The 14631-nt window shown below is 69.0% G+C and carries 15 protein-coding genes; 8 read left to right on the forward strand and 7 right to left on the reverse strand.

What is annotated here, in order from left to right; all coding sequences use genetic code 11:
- Positions 1-38: 38 nt before the first annotated feature.
- The gene (locus HPY32_RS26070; protein WP_067576663.1) at positions 39-815 is read left to right on the forward strand and encodes an alpha/beta fold hydrolase; all 777 of its coding nucleotides are present in this window, start codon (positions 39-41) and stop codon (positions 813-815) included.
- Here the strand turns inward: HPY32_RS26070 and HPY32_RS26075 are convergent.
- The 3 genes from HPY32_RS26075 to HPY32_RS26085 all read right to left on the reverse strand — a co-directional run bounded on the left by HPY32_RS26075 (position 812) and on the right by HPY32_RS26085 (position 3536).
- Entirely contained in the window at positions 812-2032 is a 1221-nt protein-coding gene (locus HPY32_RS26075) for an acetyl-CoA C-acetyltransferase (protein ID WP_067576664.1), read from the reverse strand. The genes HPY32_RS26070 and HPY32_RS26075 overlap by 4 nt on opposite strands.
- A 72-nt stretch (positions 2033-2104) precedes the next feature.
- Positions 2105-2938, reverse strand: coding sequence for an SGNH/GDSL hydrolase family protein (locus HPY32_RS26080; protein ID WP_231951242.1), 834 nt, complete (start codon positions 2936-2938; stop codon positions 2105-2107).
- A 106-nt stretch (positions 2939-3044) separates the two neighbouring features.
- Positions 3045-3536: a hypothetical protein gene (locus tag HPY32_RS26085; protein WP_067576666.1), complete on the reverse strand. Its 492-nt coding sequence runs from the start codon at positions 3534-3536 to the stop codon at positions 3045-3047.
- A 142-nt stretch (positions 3537-3678) separates the two neighbouring features.
- On the opposite strand from HPY32_RS26085, the gene HPY32_RS26090 reads away from it, so the two are divergent.
- The 4 genes from HPY32_RS26090 (at position 3679) to HPY32_RS26105 (ending at position 8713) form a co-directional block, all read left to right on the forward strand.
- Entirely contained in the window at positions 3679-5076 is a 1398-nt protein-coding gene (locus HPY32_RS26090; protein WP_067576667.1) for a cystathionine beta-synthase, read from the forward strand.
- A 238-nt stretch (positions 5077-5314) separates the two neighbouring features.
- On the forward strand, positions 5315-6529 hold the full coding sequence (locus HPY32_RS26095) for an AbrB family transcriptional regulator (RefSeq protein WP_067576668.1): 1215 nt from the start codon (positions 5315-5317) through the stop codon (positions 6527-6529).
- A 547-nt stretch (positions 6530-7076) separates the two neighbouring features.
- On the forward strand, positions 7077-7679 hold the full coding sequence (locus HPY32_RS26100; RefSeq protein WP_067576669.1) for a transglycosylase SLT domain-containing protein: 603 nt from the start codon (positions 7077-7079) through the stop codon (positions 7677-7679).
- Between the two features lie 140 nt (positions 7680-7819).
- On the forward strand, positions 7820-8713 hold the full coding sequence (locus HPY32_RS26105) for a mechanosensitive ion channel family protein (RefSeq protein WP_082870399.1): 894 nt from the start codon (positions 7820-7822) through the stop codon (positions 8711-8713).
- A gap of 39 nt (positions 8714-8752) precedes the next feature.
- On the opposite strand, the gene HPY32_RS26110 is transcribed toward HPY32_RS26105, so the two are convergent.
- Together HPY32_RS26110 and HPY32_RS26115 are read right to left on the reverse strand one after the other, a co-directional pair.
- Entirely contained in the window at positions 8753-9100 is a 348-nt protein-coding gene (locus HPY32_RS26110) for a DUF6401 family natural product biosynthesis protein (protein ID WP_067576670.1), read from the reverse strand.
- Between the two features lie 47 nt (positions 9101-9147).
- Positions 9148-10311 carry an acyl-CoA dehydrogenase family protein gene (locus tag HPY32_RS26115; protein ID WP_067583959.1) on the reverse strand — a complete coding sequence of 388 codons (1164 nt, stop codon included), beginning with the start codon at positions 10309-10311 and terminating at the stop codon, positions 9148-9150.
- Between the two features lie 104 nt (positions 10312-10415).
- Here HPY32_RS26115 and HPY32_RS26120 point away from each other — a divergent pair, with 104 nt between their 5' ends.
- Positions 10416-11564, forward strand: coding sequence for a cystathionine gamma-synthase (locus tag HPY32_RS26120; RefSeq protein WP_067576671.1), 1149 nt, complete (start codon positions 10416-10418; stop codon positions 11562-11564).
- A gap of 70 nt (positions 11565-11634) precedes the next feature.
- On the opposite strand, the gene greA is transcribed toward HPY32_RS26120, so the two are convergent.
- Both greA and HPY32_RS26130 read right to left on the reverse strand, forming a co-directional pair.
- Entirely contained in the window at positions 11635-12129 is a 495-nt protein-coding gene (gene greA, locus HPY32_RS26125; RefSeq protein ID WP_067576672.1) for a transcription elongation factor GreA, read from the reverse strand.
- Between the two features lie 567 nt (positions 12130-12696).
- Positions 12697-13143, reverse strand: a complete 447-nt coding sequence (locus tag HPY32_RS26130) for a DUF4307 domain-containing protein (protein WP_067583963.1) — start codon at positions 13141-13143, stop codon at positions 12697-12699.
- Between the two features lie 126 nt (positions 13144-13269).
- Between HPY32_RS26130 and mca the strand changes: the two genes are divergently transcribed.
- Positions 13270-14169, forward strand: coding sequence for a mycothiol conjugate amidase Mca (gene mca / locus HPY32_RS26135; protein ID WP_231951243.1), 900 nt, complete (start codon positions 13270-13272; stop codon positions 14167-14169).
- Positions 14166-14459 (forward strand): hypothetical protein, encoded by a 294-nt coding sequence (locus HPY32_RS26140; RefSeq protein ID WP_067576674.1) that lies wholly within the window; start codon positions 14166-14168, stop codon positions 14457-14459. The genes mca and HPY32_RS26140 overlap by 4 nt, the downstream gene beginning before the upstream one ends.
- The last annotated feature ends 172 nt before the right edge of the window (positions 14460-14631 follow it).

Below are 14631 nucleotides of genomic sequence, written 5' to 3' on the forward strand. Positions count from 1 at the left end.
GTGGCCACCCGTTTTTCGGTGCAGAAAGGGAACCGGAGATGCCGTATGCCAAGGCCGCGGACGGGGCTCGTATCGCGTATCAGACTGCGGGCGAGGGGTTTCCGCTGCTGTTGATCGCCGGGCAGTCCAATAATCACCACTGGTGGGACGGCATTCGCGACGACTTCCACGGCACGCATCGGACCATCACCTTCGATCATCGCGGCTGCGGCGACAGCGGCAAGCCCGATATCCCGTACAGCACACCGGGTTTCGCCGAGGACGTGATCGCGATCCTGGACGATCTCGGCGTGGAGCGGGCCGATGTGTACGGCACCTCGATGGGCGGCCGGGTGGCCCAGTGGGTGGCGGCGCGGTATCCGGATCGGGTGCGGGCGCTGGTGCTCGGCTGCACGTCACCGGGCGGGCGGCATGCGGTGGAACGGGATCCGGGGATCCTGCCGCTGCTCGCGGATCCGGCCACGGCCGAGCGGACCCTGCTCGACCTCATGTACACCCCGGCCTGGCTCGCCACCACCTCCGGCCCGTACCGCACCCTCGGCGACCCGGCCATGCCGCCGTACGCCCGCCGCCGCCACCTGATCGCCAGCCACCGCCACGACGCGTGGGATGTGTTGCCGGACATCGCCGCTCCCACGCTGGTGGTGCACGGCGGGGACGACCGCTTCAACCCGGTCGAGAACGCGCCGCTGATCGCCGAGCGCATCCCCGGGGCGCGGTTGGAGATCATTCCCGGTGCCCGGCATGCCTATTTCGAGGAATTCCGTTCGGTGGCAAGCCCTTTGGTGAGCGAGTTCCTTAGCTCGGTGCGCTAGCTCAACCGCTCGATGATCATGGCCATGCCCTGGCCGCCGCCGACGCACATGGTCTCCAGGCCCCACTGCTTGTCGTGGGTCTGGAGATTGTTGAGCAGGGTGGCGGTGATGCGAGCGCCGGTCATGCCGAACGGGTGGCCCAGGGCGATGGCGCCGCCGGAGACATTGAGCTTGTCCAGGTCCATGTTCAGCTCGCGCGCCGAGCCCAGCACCTGGACCGCGAACGCCTCGTTGATCTCGTACAGGTCGAGGTCGTCGATGGTCTTGCCCGCCAGTCGCAGCGCATTGCGCACGGCCTGAATCGGGCCCAGGCCCATGATCTCCGGCGACAACCCGGACACGCCGGTCGACACGATGCGCGCCAGCGGGGTCAGGCCCAGCGCCTTCGCCTTGGTATCGCTCATGATCACCAGCGCGGCCGCGCCGTCGTTGAGCGGGCACGCATTACCGGCGGTGATCGTGCCGTCCGGCCGGAACACCGGCTTCAGCTGCGACACCTTCTCGTAGGTGGTGCCCGCCCGCGGGCCGTCGTCGGTGGACACGACCGTGCCGTCCGGCAGCGTCACCGGAGTGATCTCGCGCTCGAAGAACCCGGCCTTGATGGCCTCCTCGGCCCGGTTCTGCGACCGCACGCCCCACCGGTCCTGCTCCTCGCGGGAGATGCCGGTCAGCTGGGCGACGTTCTCGGCGGTCTGGCCCATGGCGATGTAGATGTCGGGCAGCAGGTCCAGCTCGCGCGGGTCGGTCCAGCCGTCCGAGCCGCCCTCGGCCCGCTTCGCCGTGCGCGCCTCGGCCTCGGCGAACTCCGGATTGTGGGTGTTCGGCCAGCCGTCGGAGGTGCCCTTGTCGAAGCGCGACACGGTCTCCACGCCCGCGGAGACGAACGCCTCGCCCTCGCCCGCCTTGATGGCGTGGAAGGCCATGCGCGTGGTCTGCAGCGACGAGGAGCAGTAGCGGTTGACCGTGGTGCCGGGCAGGTAGTCGTAGCCGAGCTTGGTGGACACCACCTTGGCCATATTGAAACCGCCCTCGCCGCCGGGCTGGCCGCAGCCCAGCATCAGGTCGTCGATCTCGGCGGGGGCCAGCTGCGGGACCTTGTCCAGCGCGGCGCGGACCATCTGGGCCGCGAGGTCGTCCGGGCGGATGCTCACCAGGGATCCCTTGCCCGCGCGGCCGATCGGGGAGCGGGCATAGGAGACGATGACGGCCTCGGGCATGAGGACTCCTTTGTCGGAGGGCGAACGGCCAAGCGGCCGTTCGGTACACACGAAGGGAATTCTCTCCCGAATCTACGTCGCCGCGATGTGGTGTGGCACACCCGGCTCGGGGGCGCCGATCTCCCGCAGCAGCGCGGGCAGCAGGTGCGCGGCGGCGAGTTCGTAGCCCGCGGCCGAGGGATGGAAGCCGTCGGCGGAGAACAGCGCCTCCGGTGTGCTGCGGAAATCGCGGCCGAGCAGATCGCCCATGGGCACCGCGATGCCGTCGGCCGCCAGCGTCGCCGCGGTCTGGGCGCGCGCCAACCGCACGCTCCAGCCGTGCACGACGGTACGCAGGGGTTGCGGAATCGCCACCACGGTGCCGAGATCCGGGCAGGTGCCGACCACGACCACGCTCCCGGCCTCGCGCAGCCTGCTCACCGCGCGCCGCAGCCGCTGCGCCGACGCCAGCACCGAATGCTTCTTGGTGACGTCGTTGGCGCCGACCAAAATCACCGCGGCGTCCGGCGGCGGCCCGGCGACGAACATCGCATCCACCTGTCCCGCCAGCCCTTTGGAGGTGGCGCCGGAAATGGCCTTGGTACTCAACCGGATTCGCCGCCCGGTGGCCTCGGCGAGTCCGCGGGCCAGCCGCACGCCGAGCACCTCCTCGGCGGTCGCGCAGCCGACACCGGCGGCGGTGGAGTCACCGAAGATCATGAGGTGCAGATCGAACGGCACGCCGATGCGCCAGGGCGCGGGCTCCCCGCACCCCGCGGTGTAGATGCCGTCGGCCTCGGGCGGTTTCGAGGTGTCGCGTCCGATGACCGTGCGCGCCGCCTGCGCCTGCGCCATGAGCAGCCGGTAGGCCGCCCACGACGCGGTGGTGGCGCTGGAGCCCGCCACCACCGTCGCGGCACCCGTCACCGCGATCGTGCGCCACCCGCCTCTCCGCGATTTCTGGCCATACAAGTCAGGGCCTCTCGGCTTGGTCGGCTCGTGCTGTAGAAATTATGCCCGAGCGGGCGTGTCGTCACCGCCCCTGAATCGGGATCGGCCCCGGCGGGGGACCGGGCACCTCGAAGGAGCCGTGCGCGGGCAGGCTCAGGTTGTTGGTGGTCACCACGACCTCGATGTGGCCCGGGCCGGTGTCCTGGAACAGCGCGTACAGAATGCTGCCGTAGATACCGGACACCACGTTCAACCGGTACTGCCCGGTGGCTCCGGTCGTGGTGTTGGTCCAGCTCACCGTCGTGTCGACATTGCACAGCGGCGCTAGCGGGTACTGCCCGGGCCCGACCCCCTGGATCGGCAGCGCCTGCACATTGAGCACGGCGCGGCCCGGATAGTCGGGACTGGTGTCGGCCCAGGTCCGGATGTTGCCCCAGCACAGGCCCCCGTAGAACACGCTGGGCGTCTGCGGGAATTCGACGGTCTGCGCGCTCGCCTGGGTCGACGACGCGACAGCGCCTGCCGCCCCGAGGGACCCGAGCACGACAGCGATGGCACGAGCGGTCTTCGGCATCCTCACGCCCGCGATGATATTGCCGAAACGAGTCCTCGTCTCGGTATCTTTCACAGCGAGATCAGGGGTGTCGCGGCGTGTCGGGCAATGCGACGGGCTGCCAGTGCCCAGGCGGGAGCGCGGTTCTGCAACGATGGGGGGTATGCGCATCGCGAACCATGTCGTCGACCTGATCGGCAACACCCCGCTCGTTCGGTTGAACTCGGTGGTGGGGGCGAACTCCGGCCTGGTGGCGGCGAAGATCGAATACCTGAACCCGGGCGGCAGTTCCAAGGACCGCATCGCGGTGAAGATGATCGATGCCGCCGAGGAGCAGGGCCTGCTGCAGCCGGGCGGGACGATCGTCGAGCCGACCCCGGGCAATACCGGTGTGGGCCTGGCCCTCGTCGCCCAGCAGCGCGGCTACCACTGCGTCTTCGTCTGCCCGGACAAGGTCAGCGAGGACAAGCGAAATGTGTTGCGCGCCTACGGCGCCGAGGTCGTGGTGTGCCCGACCGCCGTGCCGCCGGAGCACCCCGACAGCTACTACAGCGTCTCCGATCGCCTGGTGCGGGAGATCCCCGGCGCGTGGAAGCCGAACCAGTACTCCAACCCGGGCGGCCCGGCCAGCCACTACGAGACCACCGGCCCGGAGATCTGGCGCGACACCGAGGGCCGGGTGACCCACTTCGTCGCGGGTGTCGGCACCGGCGGCACCATCACCGGCACCGGCCGCTACCTCAAGGAGATGTCCGGCGGTGCGGTCCAGGTGATCGGCGCGGATCCGGAGGGTTCGGTCTACTCCGGCGGCACCGGCCGCCCGTACCTGGTCGAGGGTGTCGGCGAGGACTTCTGGCCCAGCGCCTACGACCCGACCGTGCCCGACGAGATCATCGCCGTCTCCGACGCGGACTCCTTCGACATGACCCGCCGCCTGGCCCGCGAGGAGGGCCTGCTGGTCGGCGGCTCGTGCGGGATGGCCGTGGTCGCGGCGCTCGAGGTCGCCCGGCGCGATCCGGACGCGGTCGTGGTGGTGCTGCTGCCCGACGGCGGCCGCGGCTATATGTCGAAGATCTTCAACGATCAGTGGATGAGCTCCTACGGCTTCCTGCGCACCCGCCTGGACGGCAGCACCGCCGAGCCGACCGTCGGCGACGTGCTGCGCGGCAAGTCCGGGGCGCTGCCGGACCTGGTGCACACCCATCCGCAGGAGACGCTGCGCGACGCCATCGAGATCCTGCACGAGTACGGCGTGTCGCAGATGCCGGTGGTCGGCGCCGAGCCGCCGGTCATGGCGGGCGAGGTGGCGGGCAGCGTCTCCGAACGAGACCTGCTGTCGGCGGTCTTCGAGGGCCGCGCCCACCTCACCGACCCGATCGCCAAGCACATGAGCCCCTCGTTCCCGCTCATCGGCTCCGGCGAGCCGGTCTCCGCCGCGACCAAGGAACTCGAGTCCACCGACGCCCTCATGGTCGTCGAGGACGGCAAGCCCATCGGCGTCATCACCCGCCACGACCTACTCGCCTTCCTCAGCCGCTCGGGAATCCCCGCGGTCCGCTGATCCCCCATGATCCCGGCGTGTGCGCACCCCCATGATCCCGGCGTGCTTTTGGCCGGGATCCACCGACGGTTGTTGGACACACCCCCGCCCCCGAACAACTTCCACCCGGTAACAACCCCATGACGAATTTCCTTTAATACCTGGGTATTTATCCGAGCGGCAGAGATCACGGCAGCAAGCGGCCAGGATAACTGCGTCGTTACCGGATGTTCACAGTCGATGACAATGATCGATTGATATGACACGGTGGCAGGCGATCGCATGGGTGTCGTTGGTGGCCGCGGCAGTGGCCGCCGCGGAGCTACTCGGGCGCGTGGGGTTCCCCGCGCCCGCCATGATCGTCTCCCTGATCGTCGGCGCGGTGCTGGCCCTGTCCGGCAGGCTGCCCGCCCCGCTGCCGCACGGGGTCACCGTCGGCGTGCAGGCCATGCTGGGCGTGCTGATGGGCAGCTACCTCGAGATCTCGCTGCTGGGCTCGATCGGCTGGGCGCTGCTGCCGGTGCTGGCCGTCACCGTGGCCACGCTGGCGATCAGCGTGCTGGTGGCGGTCGTCTTCGCCCGGATGGTGAAGATGGACCTGCCCACGGCCACGCTCGGCATGATGGCGGGCGGCTCGGCGGCCGTGGTCAGCTGCGCCGACGAACTCGGCGCGGACCCGCGGCGGGTGGCGTTCATGCAGTACCTGCGCGTGGCCTTCGTCGCGCTCACCGCGCCCGCCCTGGCCGCGCTGCTGGGCGCCGGAGACACCGCGGGGTCGGCGGCCCCCAGTGTCGTCACCAATCCCGATCTGCCGGGCTGGATGATCGTCGGCCGCGGTGACCAGATCGCCGGTCTCTCCATCGCGATCATGCTGTGCATCGTCGGCACCCGGCTCGGGCGCCGGTTACGGCTGCCCAATGCCGCGCTGCTGGGCCCGATGCTGCTCACCACCGCCCTCACCGCGACCGGGTTGAGCCACGGCTATGCGCCGACGCATCTGTTCAAGCAGCTGCTGTTCGTGATCATCGGCTTCGAGGTCGGTACCCGGTTCACCCGTGCCGTGGTGCGCGAGATGATCCGCCTCATCCCGGGCATGACCGCCGCGGTGGTGGTGCTGTCGGCGCTGGTCGCGGCGCTGGCGCTGAGCCTGGCGCTGGTCGTGGACGTGGAGCTGTCCGACCTCTACCTGGCCACCACGCCGGGCGGCATCAACGCGATCCTGGCCACCGCCGAGGGGATGCACGCGAACATGCCGCTGATCACCAGCGTGCAGAGCGTGCGCCTGCTGCTCATGGTGCTGGCGCTACCGCTGGTCGTCCGCGCGCTGCGGCGCTTCACCACCGAGCCGGACGCCCCCGCGCAGGAGCCCGCCGCCGACGCGATCGACTCCGTCGCCGCCGCGCTGCCCGCGAGCGAGACGATCCTCGAGCGCATGGAACTGGACGAGCGCAAGCCCGCCGCGGCGCACAGCTGACCGAGTCCGAGTTGTTACCAAAGCCCTCCGGAACTCTGCCACAAATCGGGCAAATCACCGAAGTCCAGCGCGACACGATGACTTTTTCCGTGATCCCGGCCACTGGTGTGTAACACGTAAAGGTGCAGCTCCGGCTGTCATAGCCGTCATCGATGATCGCTCGAATCGAGGCGGTTCATCTTCTGTTCATTTTCGATTCAGTTTACAGTAACCTACCGCAACCATCCTGTGACCTCGACGGAAACAGACCTGAAGTCTGAACAGCACGAGGAGTCATCAACGCTTATGCGGAATACGACCGCGTGGAGGGTGCCCACGAGCATCGCCCGCGTCGCGTTCGCCGCCGCGGCCGCGAACGCTTCCCGCGCCCTCGCCGGACCACCCGGCCACCGCTGAGGCGCGAGTCGTGTCAGTGGGGAGCCATTCCGCCTCCCCTTCCCGAACAACAGCATCCAGCGCTCGGACGAGCCCACCCGGGTTCGCCCCTGCCGAGTGCTGCCTGCTGCCGGCCGACGACGGCCGAACCCAGAGTAGGAACCCACGTCGAATGTCGAACTCACCGAAGAGCAGCAGAGCCAAGGCGGTCGCGCGCACCGCCGGATCCGCCGCCCTGGCCCTGACCGCCTTTGCCGCCATCACCTCCGCCGGAGGCCATCGGACGGACGAGGTACGGCCGGTCGCGCTGGCGTCGACGATCGCCGCGACCGCCGCCCCCGCCGCGGACGTGCATACCGTGGCCGCGCCGATGCCGGGTCCCGCTCCGCTGCCGATCCTGCCGCCCCTGCCTGCGCTGCCGATCCTGCCTCCGCCGCCTCCGCCGCCGGTCTATCCCGACAACCTCGACGGCTGGATCCACCACGCGCTCGACATCATGACCGCCCACGGCATCCCGGGCAGCTACGACGGTATCTATCGCAATGTCATGCGGGAGTCGTCGGGTAATCCGCGGGCCATCAATCTCTACGACTCGAACGCCGCCGCGGGCATCCCGTCCAAGGGGCTGCTGCAGGTCATCGACCCGACCTTCCAGGCGTTCCACGTCGACGGCACCGCGTGGGACATCTACGACCCGGTCGCCAACATCGCCGCCGCCTGTAACTACGCGGCCTCTCGCTACGGCTCGATGGACAACGTCGACTCGGCGTACTGAGCGTCGTTCGCCCGACTTGTATCTCGAAGGCAGCAATATTCACGCAAATGCCTGAATACGAGCAACTTCGAGGGGTATAACCGCCGGTGAGGGCATTCTGGCAAACGGCCGGGATGCGCGATAGCGGAAGGGATGGGTCCGTGCGCACCTCCAGTTTGGCTATCGATTTCCAGCAGGGGCTGTCGAACGCGTGGAGTTCGGTCGCGACGTTCGTGCCGAAATTCGTCGGATTCCTGATCATCCTGTTTGTCGGCTGGCTCGTCGCGAAGGCCGCCGGGAAAATCGCCGACCGGGTCTTACGCCGGGTCGGTTTCGACCGGCTGGTCGATCGCGGCGGCGTGTCGAACATGTTGGCCAACAGCCGATACGACGCCACCGGCATTCTGGTGAAGCTGGTCTACTACGCGATCCTGTTGATCGCGCTGCAGCTGGCGTTCGGGGTGTTCGGGCCCAATCCGATCAGCACGATGCTCAACGGCATCGTCGCCTGGCTGCCCCGGGCCGCGGTCGCGATCGTCATCGTGTGCATCGCGGGCGCGATCGCCACCGCGGTGAAGGATCTGGTCGCGAACATGCTCAGCGGGCTGAGTTACGGCCGGATGCTGGGCCGTATCGCGGCGGTGTTCATCTGGGGCGTCGGCATCATCGCCGCGCTCAACCAGATCGGCGTGGCCACCTCCGTCACCACCCCGATCCTGATCACCGTGCTCGCCACCATCGGCGGCGTGCTGGTGGTCGGCATCGGCGGCGGCCTGATCCGGCCCATGCAGCAGCGCTGGGAGGGCTGGCTGGACACGATGGAGGGCGAGATGCCCGAGCTCAAGGGCCAGGCCGAGGCGTATCAGCGCGGCCGCGAGGACGCCGCGCGCCGCCAACAGGCCCCCCAGCCCGGCCAGTGGTCACCCCAGTCCATGGGCGCCACCCACCCCGGCGGCTACGACCCCCAGGGCTTCGCCGGACAACCCGACTACGGCAACCGCCCCGACTACGGCTACGGCCAACAGGGCTACGGCCCCCCACCCGACCGATACTGAAAACATCGGGCCCCGGCGCAAAGCCGGGGCCCGATCCCTTCACGCCTGGGCGGCAGCCAATTGGCACACGCCCGCCAATCGCAATTGCAGCCAATCGGCCTCGGCCCAGTCGTCGAGATCGCGAGGGGCCCGGACGGCGGCGCGGCCGGAGTGCTCGAGCAGCCCGCGCGCATAACCGGCGAGCAGCACGCTGACCGGCGTCGCATCCGAATTCTCCACGCCCAGATCGAGAATGTCGCGGACGGCCGCGGCATGCTGATCCAGGGCGGCGCAGACGACGGGCAGTTCTCGCGCGGCGGCCGACGCCGGAGCTCCGTGCGTCTTGTGCAGGCGGTTCAGGGTCTTACGCGCAGACGCTTCGAGCAACGCGGAGCCGAGCAGAAACACCAGGGCATCCTAGCAATCGGACAGCATTCGACACACTGTGACGTCGGTCAGCGGAAGGCCTTGGACCCCGTCAGCGCCTCGCCCAGCACCAGTTGATGCACCTCCGCCGTGCCCTCGTAGGTGAGCACCGACTCGAGATTGTTGGCGTGCCGCAGCACCGGATAGTCCAGGGTGATGCCGTTGGCGCCCAGGATCGTGCGGCATTCGCGGGCGATGGCCAGCGCCTCCCGGGTGCTGTTCAGCTTGCCCGCGCTCACCTGCTCGGGCCGCAGCCCGCCCGCGTCCTTGAGCCGCCCCAGATGCAGCGCCAGCAGCATTCCCTTGCCCAGCTCGACCGCCATGTCGGCGAGCTTGGCCTGGGTGAGCTGATAGGCGGCCAGCGGCTTGTCGAAGACCTCGCGGGTGCGGGCGTAATCGATGGCCGCGGTGAGGGAGTCGCGGGCCGCGCCCAGCGCGCCGAACACGATGCCGAACCGCGCCTCCGACAGGCATCCCAGCGGCGCGGCCAGGCCGCGGCCCTCGGGCAGCAGCGCGTCGGCGGGCAGCCGCACCCCGTCCAGATCCAGCTCGGCGGTGATCGAGGCGCGCAGCGACAGCTTGTGGTGCATCTCGCGGGCGCTGAAACCGGGGGTGTCGGCCGGGACCAGGAAGCCGCGGATGCCGTCCTCGGTGCGCGCCCACACCACCGCCACGTCGGCCACCGAGCCGTTGGTGATCCACATCTTGGCGCCGCTCAGAATCCAGTCCGAGCCGTCGCGCTTGGCCCGGGTGCGCATGCCGCCCGGATTGGAGCCGAAGTCGGGTTCGGTCAGGCCGAAACAGCCGATCGCCCGCCCGGCCGCCAACTCCGGCAGCCACCGCTGCTTCTGCTCCTCGGAGCCGTACTTGTGGATGGCGGTCATGGCCAGCGAGCCCTGCACCGAAACCATGCTGCGCACACCGGAATCGATCGCCTCCAGCTCCAGGCAGGCCAGCCCGTACTCGGTCGCCGAGGTGCCCGCGCAGCCGTAGCCCTCCAGGTGCATGCCGAGCAAACCGAGCTTGCCGAGTTCGGGGGCCAGCTCGCGGGCCGGGAAGGTGCCCTGCTCGAACCATTCGGCCACGTGCGGCCGCAGCCGTTGCTCGCCGAATTGCCGGACCGTCTCGCGGATCTGGCGCTCGGTGTCGGTGAGCAGTGAATCGATGGCGAACAGCTCGTCCAGGGTAACCATGCCGATCACATTATCGGCCGGGCGTGGCGCGCGGCGGGTGTTCACCGCGCGGCTTGCCAGGGCCGCGCGCGGGCGCTCGAGCGGGTTCCATACACTCAGCACGCATGACCGACGATCAGCTGGGTTTCTCCACCCGGGCCGTGCATGCCGGATTCGATCCCGATCCGCAGACCGGTGCGGTGAACGTCCCGATCTACGCGAGTTCCACCTTCGCCCAGGACGGTGTCGGCGGGCTGCGCGGCGGCTTCGAGTACGCGCGCACCGGCAACCCGACCCGCGCCGCGCTGGAGGCCAATCTGGCTGCCCTGGAATCGGGTCGCTACGGCCGGGCCTTCTCCTCCGGCATGGCGGCGACCGACTGCACGCTGCGCGCCACGCTGCGGCCCGGCGACCACCTGGTGATTCCCGACGACGCCTACGGCGGCACCTTCCGGCTGATCGATAAGGTGTTCCGGCACTGGGGCATCGAGTATTCGGTGGCGGCGGTCTCGGATCCGGATGCGGTCCGGAAGGCGTTGCGCCCCAACACCAAGCTGGTGTGGGTCGAGACGCCCACCAACCCGCTGCTCAATATCGGCGACATCGCCGCCCTGGCCGATATCGCGCACACCGGCGGCGCGAAGCTGGTGGTGGACAACACCTTCGCCTCGCCGTACCTGCAGCAGCCGCTGCTGCTGGGCGCGGACATCGTGCTGCATTCCACGACCAAGTACGTGGGCGGTCACTCCGACGTGGTCGGCGGCGCGCTGGTCACGGACGACGCCGAGCTGGACGCCGCCTTCGGCTTCCTGCAGAACGGCGCGGGCGGGGTGCCCGGCCCGACCGACGCGTTCCTGACCCTGCGCGGCATCAAAACCCTTGCGCTGCGGATGGATCGGCACTGCGACAACGCCGAGACCCTGGCGGAGTTCCTGTCCGAGCATCCGGCCGTCACCCAGGTGATCTACCCGGGGCTGCCGGACCATCCCGGACACGCGGTCGCGCAGAAGCAGATGCGCCGCTTCGGCGGCATGATCTCGGTGCGGTTGCGCGGCGGACGGCAGGCCGCGCTGGACTTCTGCGCCCGCACCCGGATCTTCACCCTCGCCGAATCGCTGGGCGGGGTGGAGTCGCTGATCGAGCACCCGGGCGCCATGACGCACGCCTCCACCGAGGGGTCGGAGCTGGAGGTTCCGGCCGATCTGGTGCGGCTCTCGGTCGGCATCGAGGACGTCAGCGATCTGCTGGCCGATATCGAGCGGGCCCTGCGCTGACATGAGCGCCGACCGGGTGATGAGGCGGCCGCACCGGATTCGGTGCGGCCGCTCGCCCGGGCGAGGGCGGTCAGCTGTGGTACGGCTCCGCGCTGACCAGCGTGACCTTCATGGTCTTGCCGTTGGGCAGCGTGTACTCCCGGGTCTCGCCCACCTTGGCGTCGATGAGTGCGCCGCCCAGCGGCGAGGCGGGAGAGTAGGTCTCGAGGTCCGCACGGCCCAGGCCCTCCTCGCGGGTCGCGATGAGGAACGTCTCGGTATCGCTCTCGTCGCCGTCGTAATAGACCTTGACGACCGAGCCCGGCAGCGCCACGCCGGACTTCGACGGCGGCACGCCGACCTTGGCGTTGTTCAGCAGCTCCTGCAGCTGGCGGATGCGGGCCTCCTGCTGGCCCTGCTCCTCGCGCGCCGCGTGGTAGCCGCCGTTCTCCTTGAGGTCGCCTTCTTCGCGGCGCTCGTTGATTTCGGCCGCGATGACCGGACGGTTGGCAATGAGCGCGTCGAGCTCGCCCTTGAGCCTCTCGTGCGACTCCGGTGTGAGCCAGGTCACGTTCGCCTCAGTCATCTCGATCACTCCCTAGTAGTTGTTCCCGGCGTGCCGGGATTCCCTGATAACCGCCGCCTATGCATGCCCGCGGACACGACAATGCCCGCGAAAACGCACACGGCGGCAGTGGACGGCTGGAGCGATCCCCGGGGGATGTCCGTCGTAACCCCTACAGGTCTGTTCCCTCCGGCATCGTGTGCCCCGGGGAACCAACACGCTGGCCGCCAATGCAGCAAACACGGCTCCGAGCGTTCGGAACCGTGTATCGCGCTATTTTAGCACGATTTACAAACTCGCAGGTCGGAGCGATGTTTGCAACCAATTTCGCAGGTCCCGGCCACAACCACACCGGGACCGACGAACGGCCGCCGCGCCGGGACCACCTCTCGTCATCCGACCCACCGGGTCCCCCATCCCGGCCCGCCGACCTTTCGTCGGCCCAGCATGCCAACCTTTCGTCGGTCCCGGCGCGCTGGCCTTTCATTGATCCCGGCGCGCTGGCCTTCCATTGATCCCGGCACGCTGGCCTTCGTTGGTCCCGGCGTGCTGGCCTTTCATTGATCCCGGCACGCTTTTGGCCGGGATCTACTCCGGCCGCAAGTAAGCCGGGACTTTGTTGCTGCAGCCGTAGATGTTGCCGTTGGCGGGGCGGGCCGTGCTGCGGACCGTGGGGTTCAGTTCGACCGTGCCGCTGGGGGAGGGCGGGATCAGGACCTCGCGGCGGCCGACCTCGCTGCCGTCGGCATCCATCGCGCGCACGAAGCAGACCACCGCCTGGTCGGGATGTTTGCGGGTCACCTTGAAGTGGACCGTGAGGGTGGAGTCGTCGACGATCGCGTAACCGAGCTGATCCGGCTCGATGTCCTGCGGCCCGAAGTTCCGGTAGCCGACATAGGCGACGCCCAGCCCGAGCAGCACCACCACCGCGCCGAGCGCGTACGCCACCCAGCGCCGCGGTCCGCGCCGCGACCTGCCGTACCGATCGGCCACCCGGCTCGCGGACGGGTCGGTGTCCGGCGGGGCTTCACTCATGATCTGATCGCTCCCGGGGGTGGGTCGGAACAAACGAGGGTCGAATGGAACTATAGGGAATGGATATCTGACACCCGCGGCGGAGAGCGATGAGATGAATGCGGTGAGCGACGAGGTGAGCCAGGCGTGAGTGGTTATCGTCTCATGGCAGTTCATGCCCACCCCGACGACGAATCCAGCAAGGGCGCCGCAACGACCGCGAAGTACGCGGCCGAGGGCAACGACGTCCTGGTCGTCACCCTGACCGGGGGTGAGCGAGGCTCCATTCTGAATCCGGCGATGGACGTGCCCGGCATTCTCGACCGCATCGACGAGGTGCGCCGCGAGGAGATGGCCGAGGCCGCCAAGGCGCTGGGCGTCCGTCAGCACTGGCTGGGCTTCGTGGATTCCGGCCTGCCCGAAGGAGATCCGCTACCGCCGCTCCCGGAGGGCAGCTTCGCGCTGGTCCCCCTGGAGGAGGCCACCGAGGCGCTGGTGCGGCTGGTGCGCGAGTTCAAACCACACGTGATCACCACCTACGACGAGAACGGCGGCTATCCGCACCCGGACCACATCATGTGCCACAAGGTGTCGGTGGCCGCGTTCGAGGCCGCGGGCGATCCGGAGAGGTTCCCCGACGCGGGTGAGCCGTGGACGCCGCTGAAGCTGTACTACGACCACGGTTTCAGCATTCAGCGGATGGAGACCTTCGCCGAGGAGTACGAGCGCATCGGCGAGCCGTTCCCCATGCAGGACTGGCTGGATCGCTTCCGCACCATGGCCGCCGAGCACGGCGACTCGATGTCGCGGGTCACCACGCAGATCGAATGCGCCAAGTACTTCCCGCAGCGCGACGACGCCCTGCGCGCACACGCCACCCAGATCGACCCCAACGGCGCGTTCTTCGCGATCCCGCTGGAGTTGCAGCAACGGCTGTGGCCCACCGAGGAATTCGAGCTGGCCCGCACGCGGGTGCGCACCGAGATCCCGGAGACCGACCTGTTCGCCGGCATCGAGGACCCGGGCACCGAGGTCGCGGACCGATGACCCTCATCGTGCTCGCCCAGGCGACCAATCCGACCGGGCCGGAGTTCGGCAAGGCGTCCCCGCTGGGCCTGGTGATCATCCTGATCCTGCTGGCGGGAACCGTGCTGCTGATCCGCTCGATGAACAAGCACATCAAGGGCCTGCCCGCGGACTTCTCCCCGGAACATCCCGAGGCGGACCAGGAGGCCGACGACGGCACCGAACACGGCGTCGCCCAGCGCGATCCGGAGGCCGAGCAGCCGCCCACACCCGCGAAGCACGAGAAGCACGAGGCGAACGGAACCACCTAGCGCCCGTCCGCCGCACCGCACCCCTTCCGCCGCACCGGGAGGGGTGCTTTCGTTTGGAAGTAAAGTGGCGGTGACGAATCGGATCGAATCATTCGCCGCGCGGTCATCGCGTCGGCGCGCGACGATGGAAGCAACGGCACCGGAAGGCGCCCGTGCGCGACCGTCGTGTCCG

This window comes from Nocardia terpenica, from assembly GCF_013186535.1.
GTDB classification, from domain to species: Bacteria; Actinomycetota; Actinomycetes; order Mycobacteriales; family Mycobacteriaceae; genus Nocardia; species Nocardia terpenica.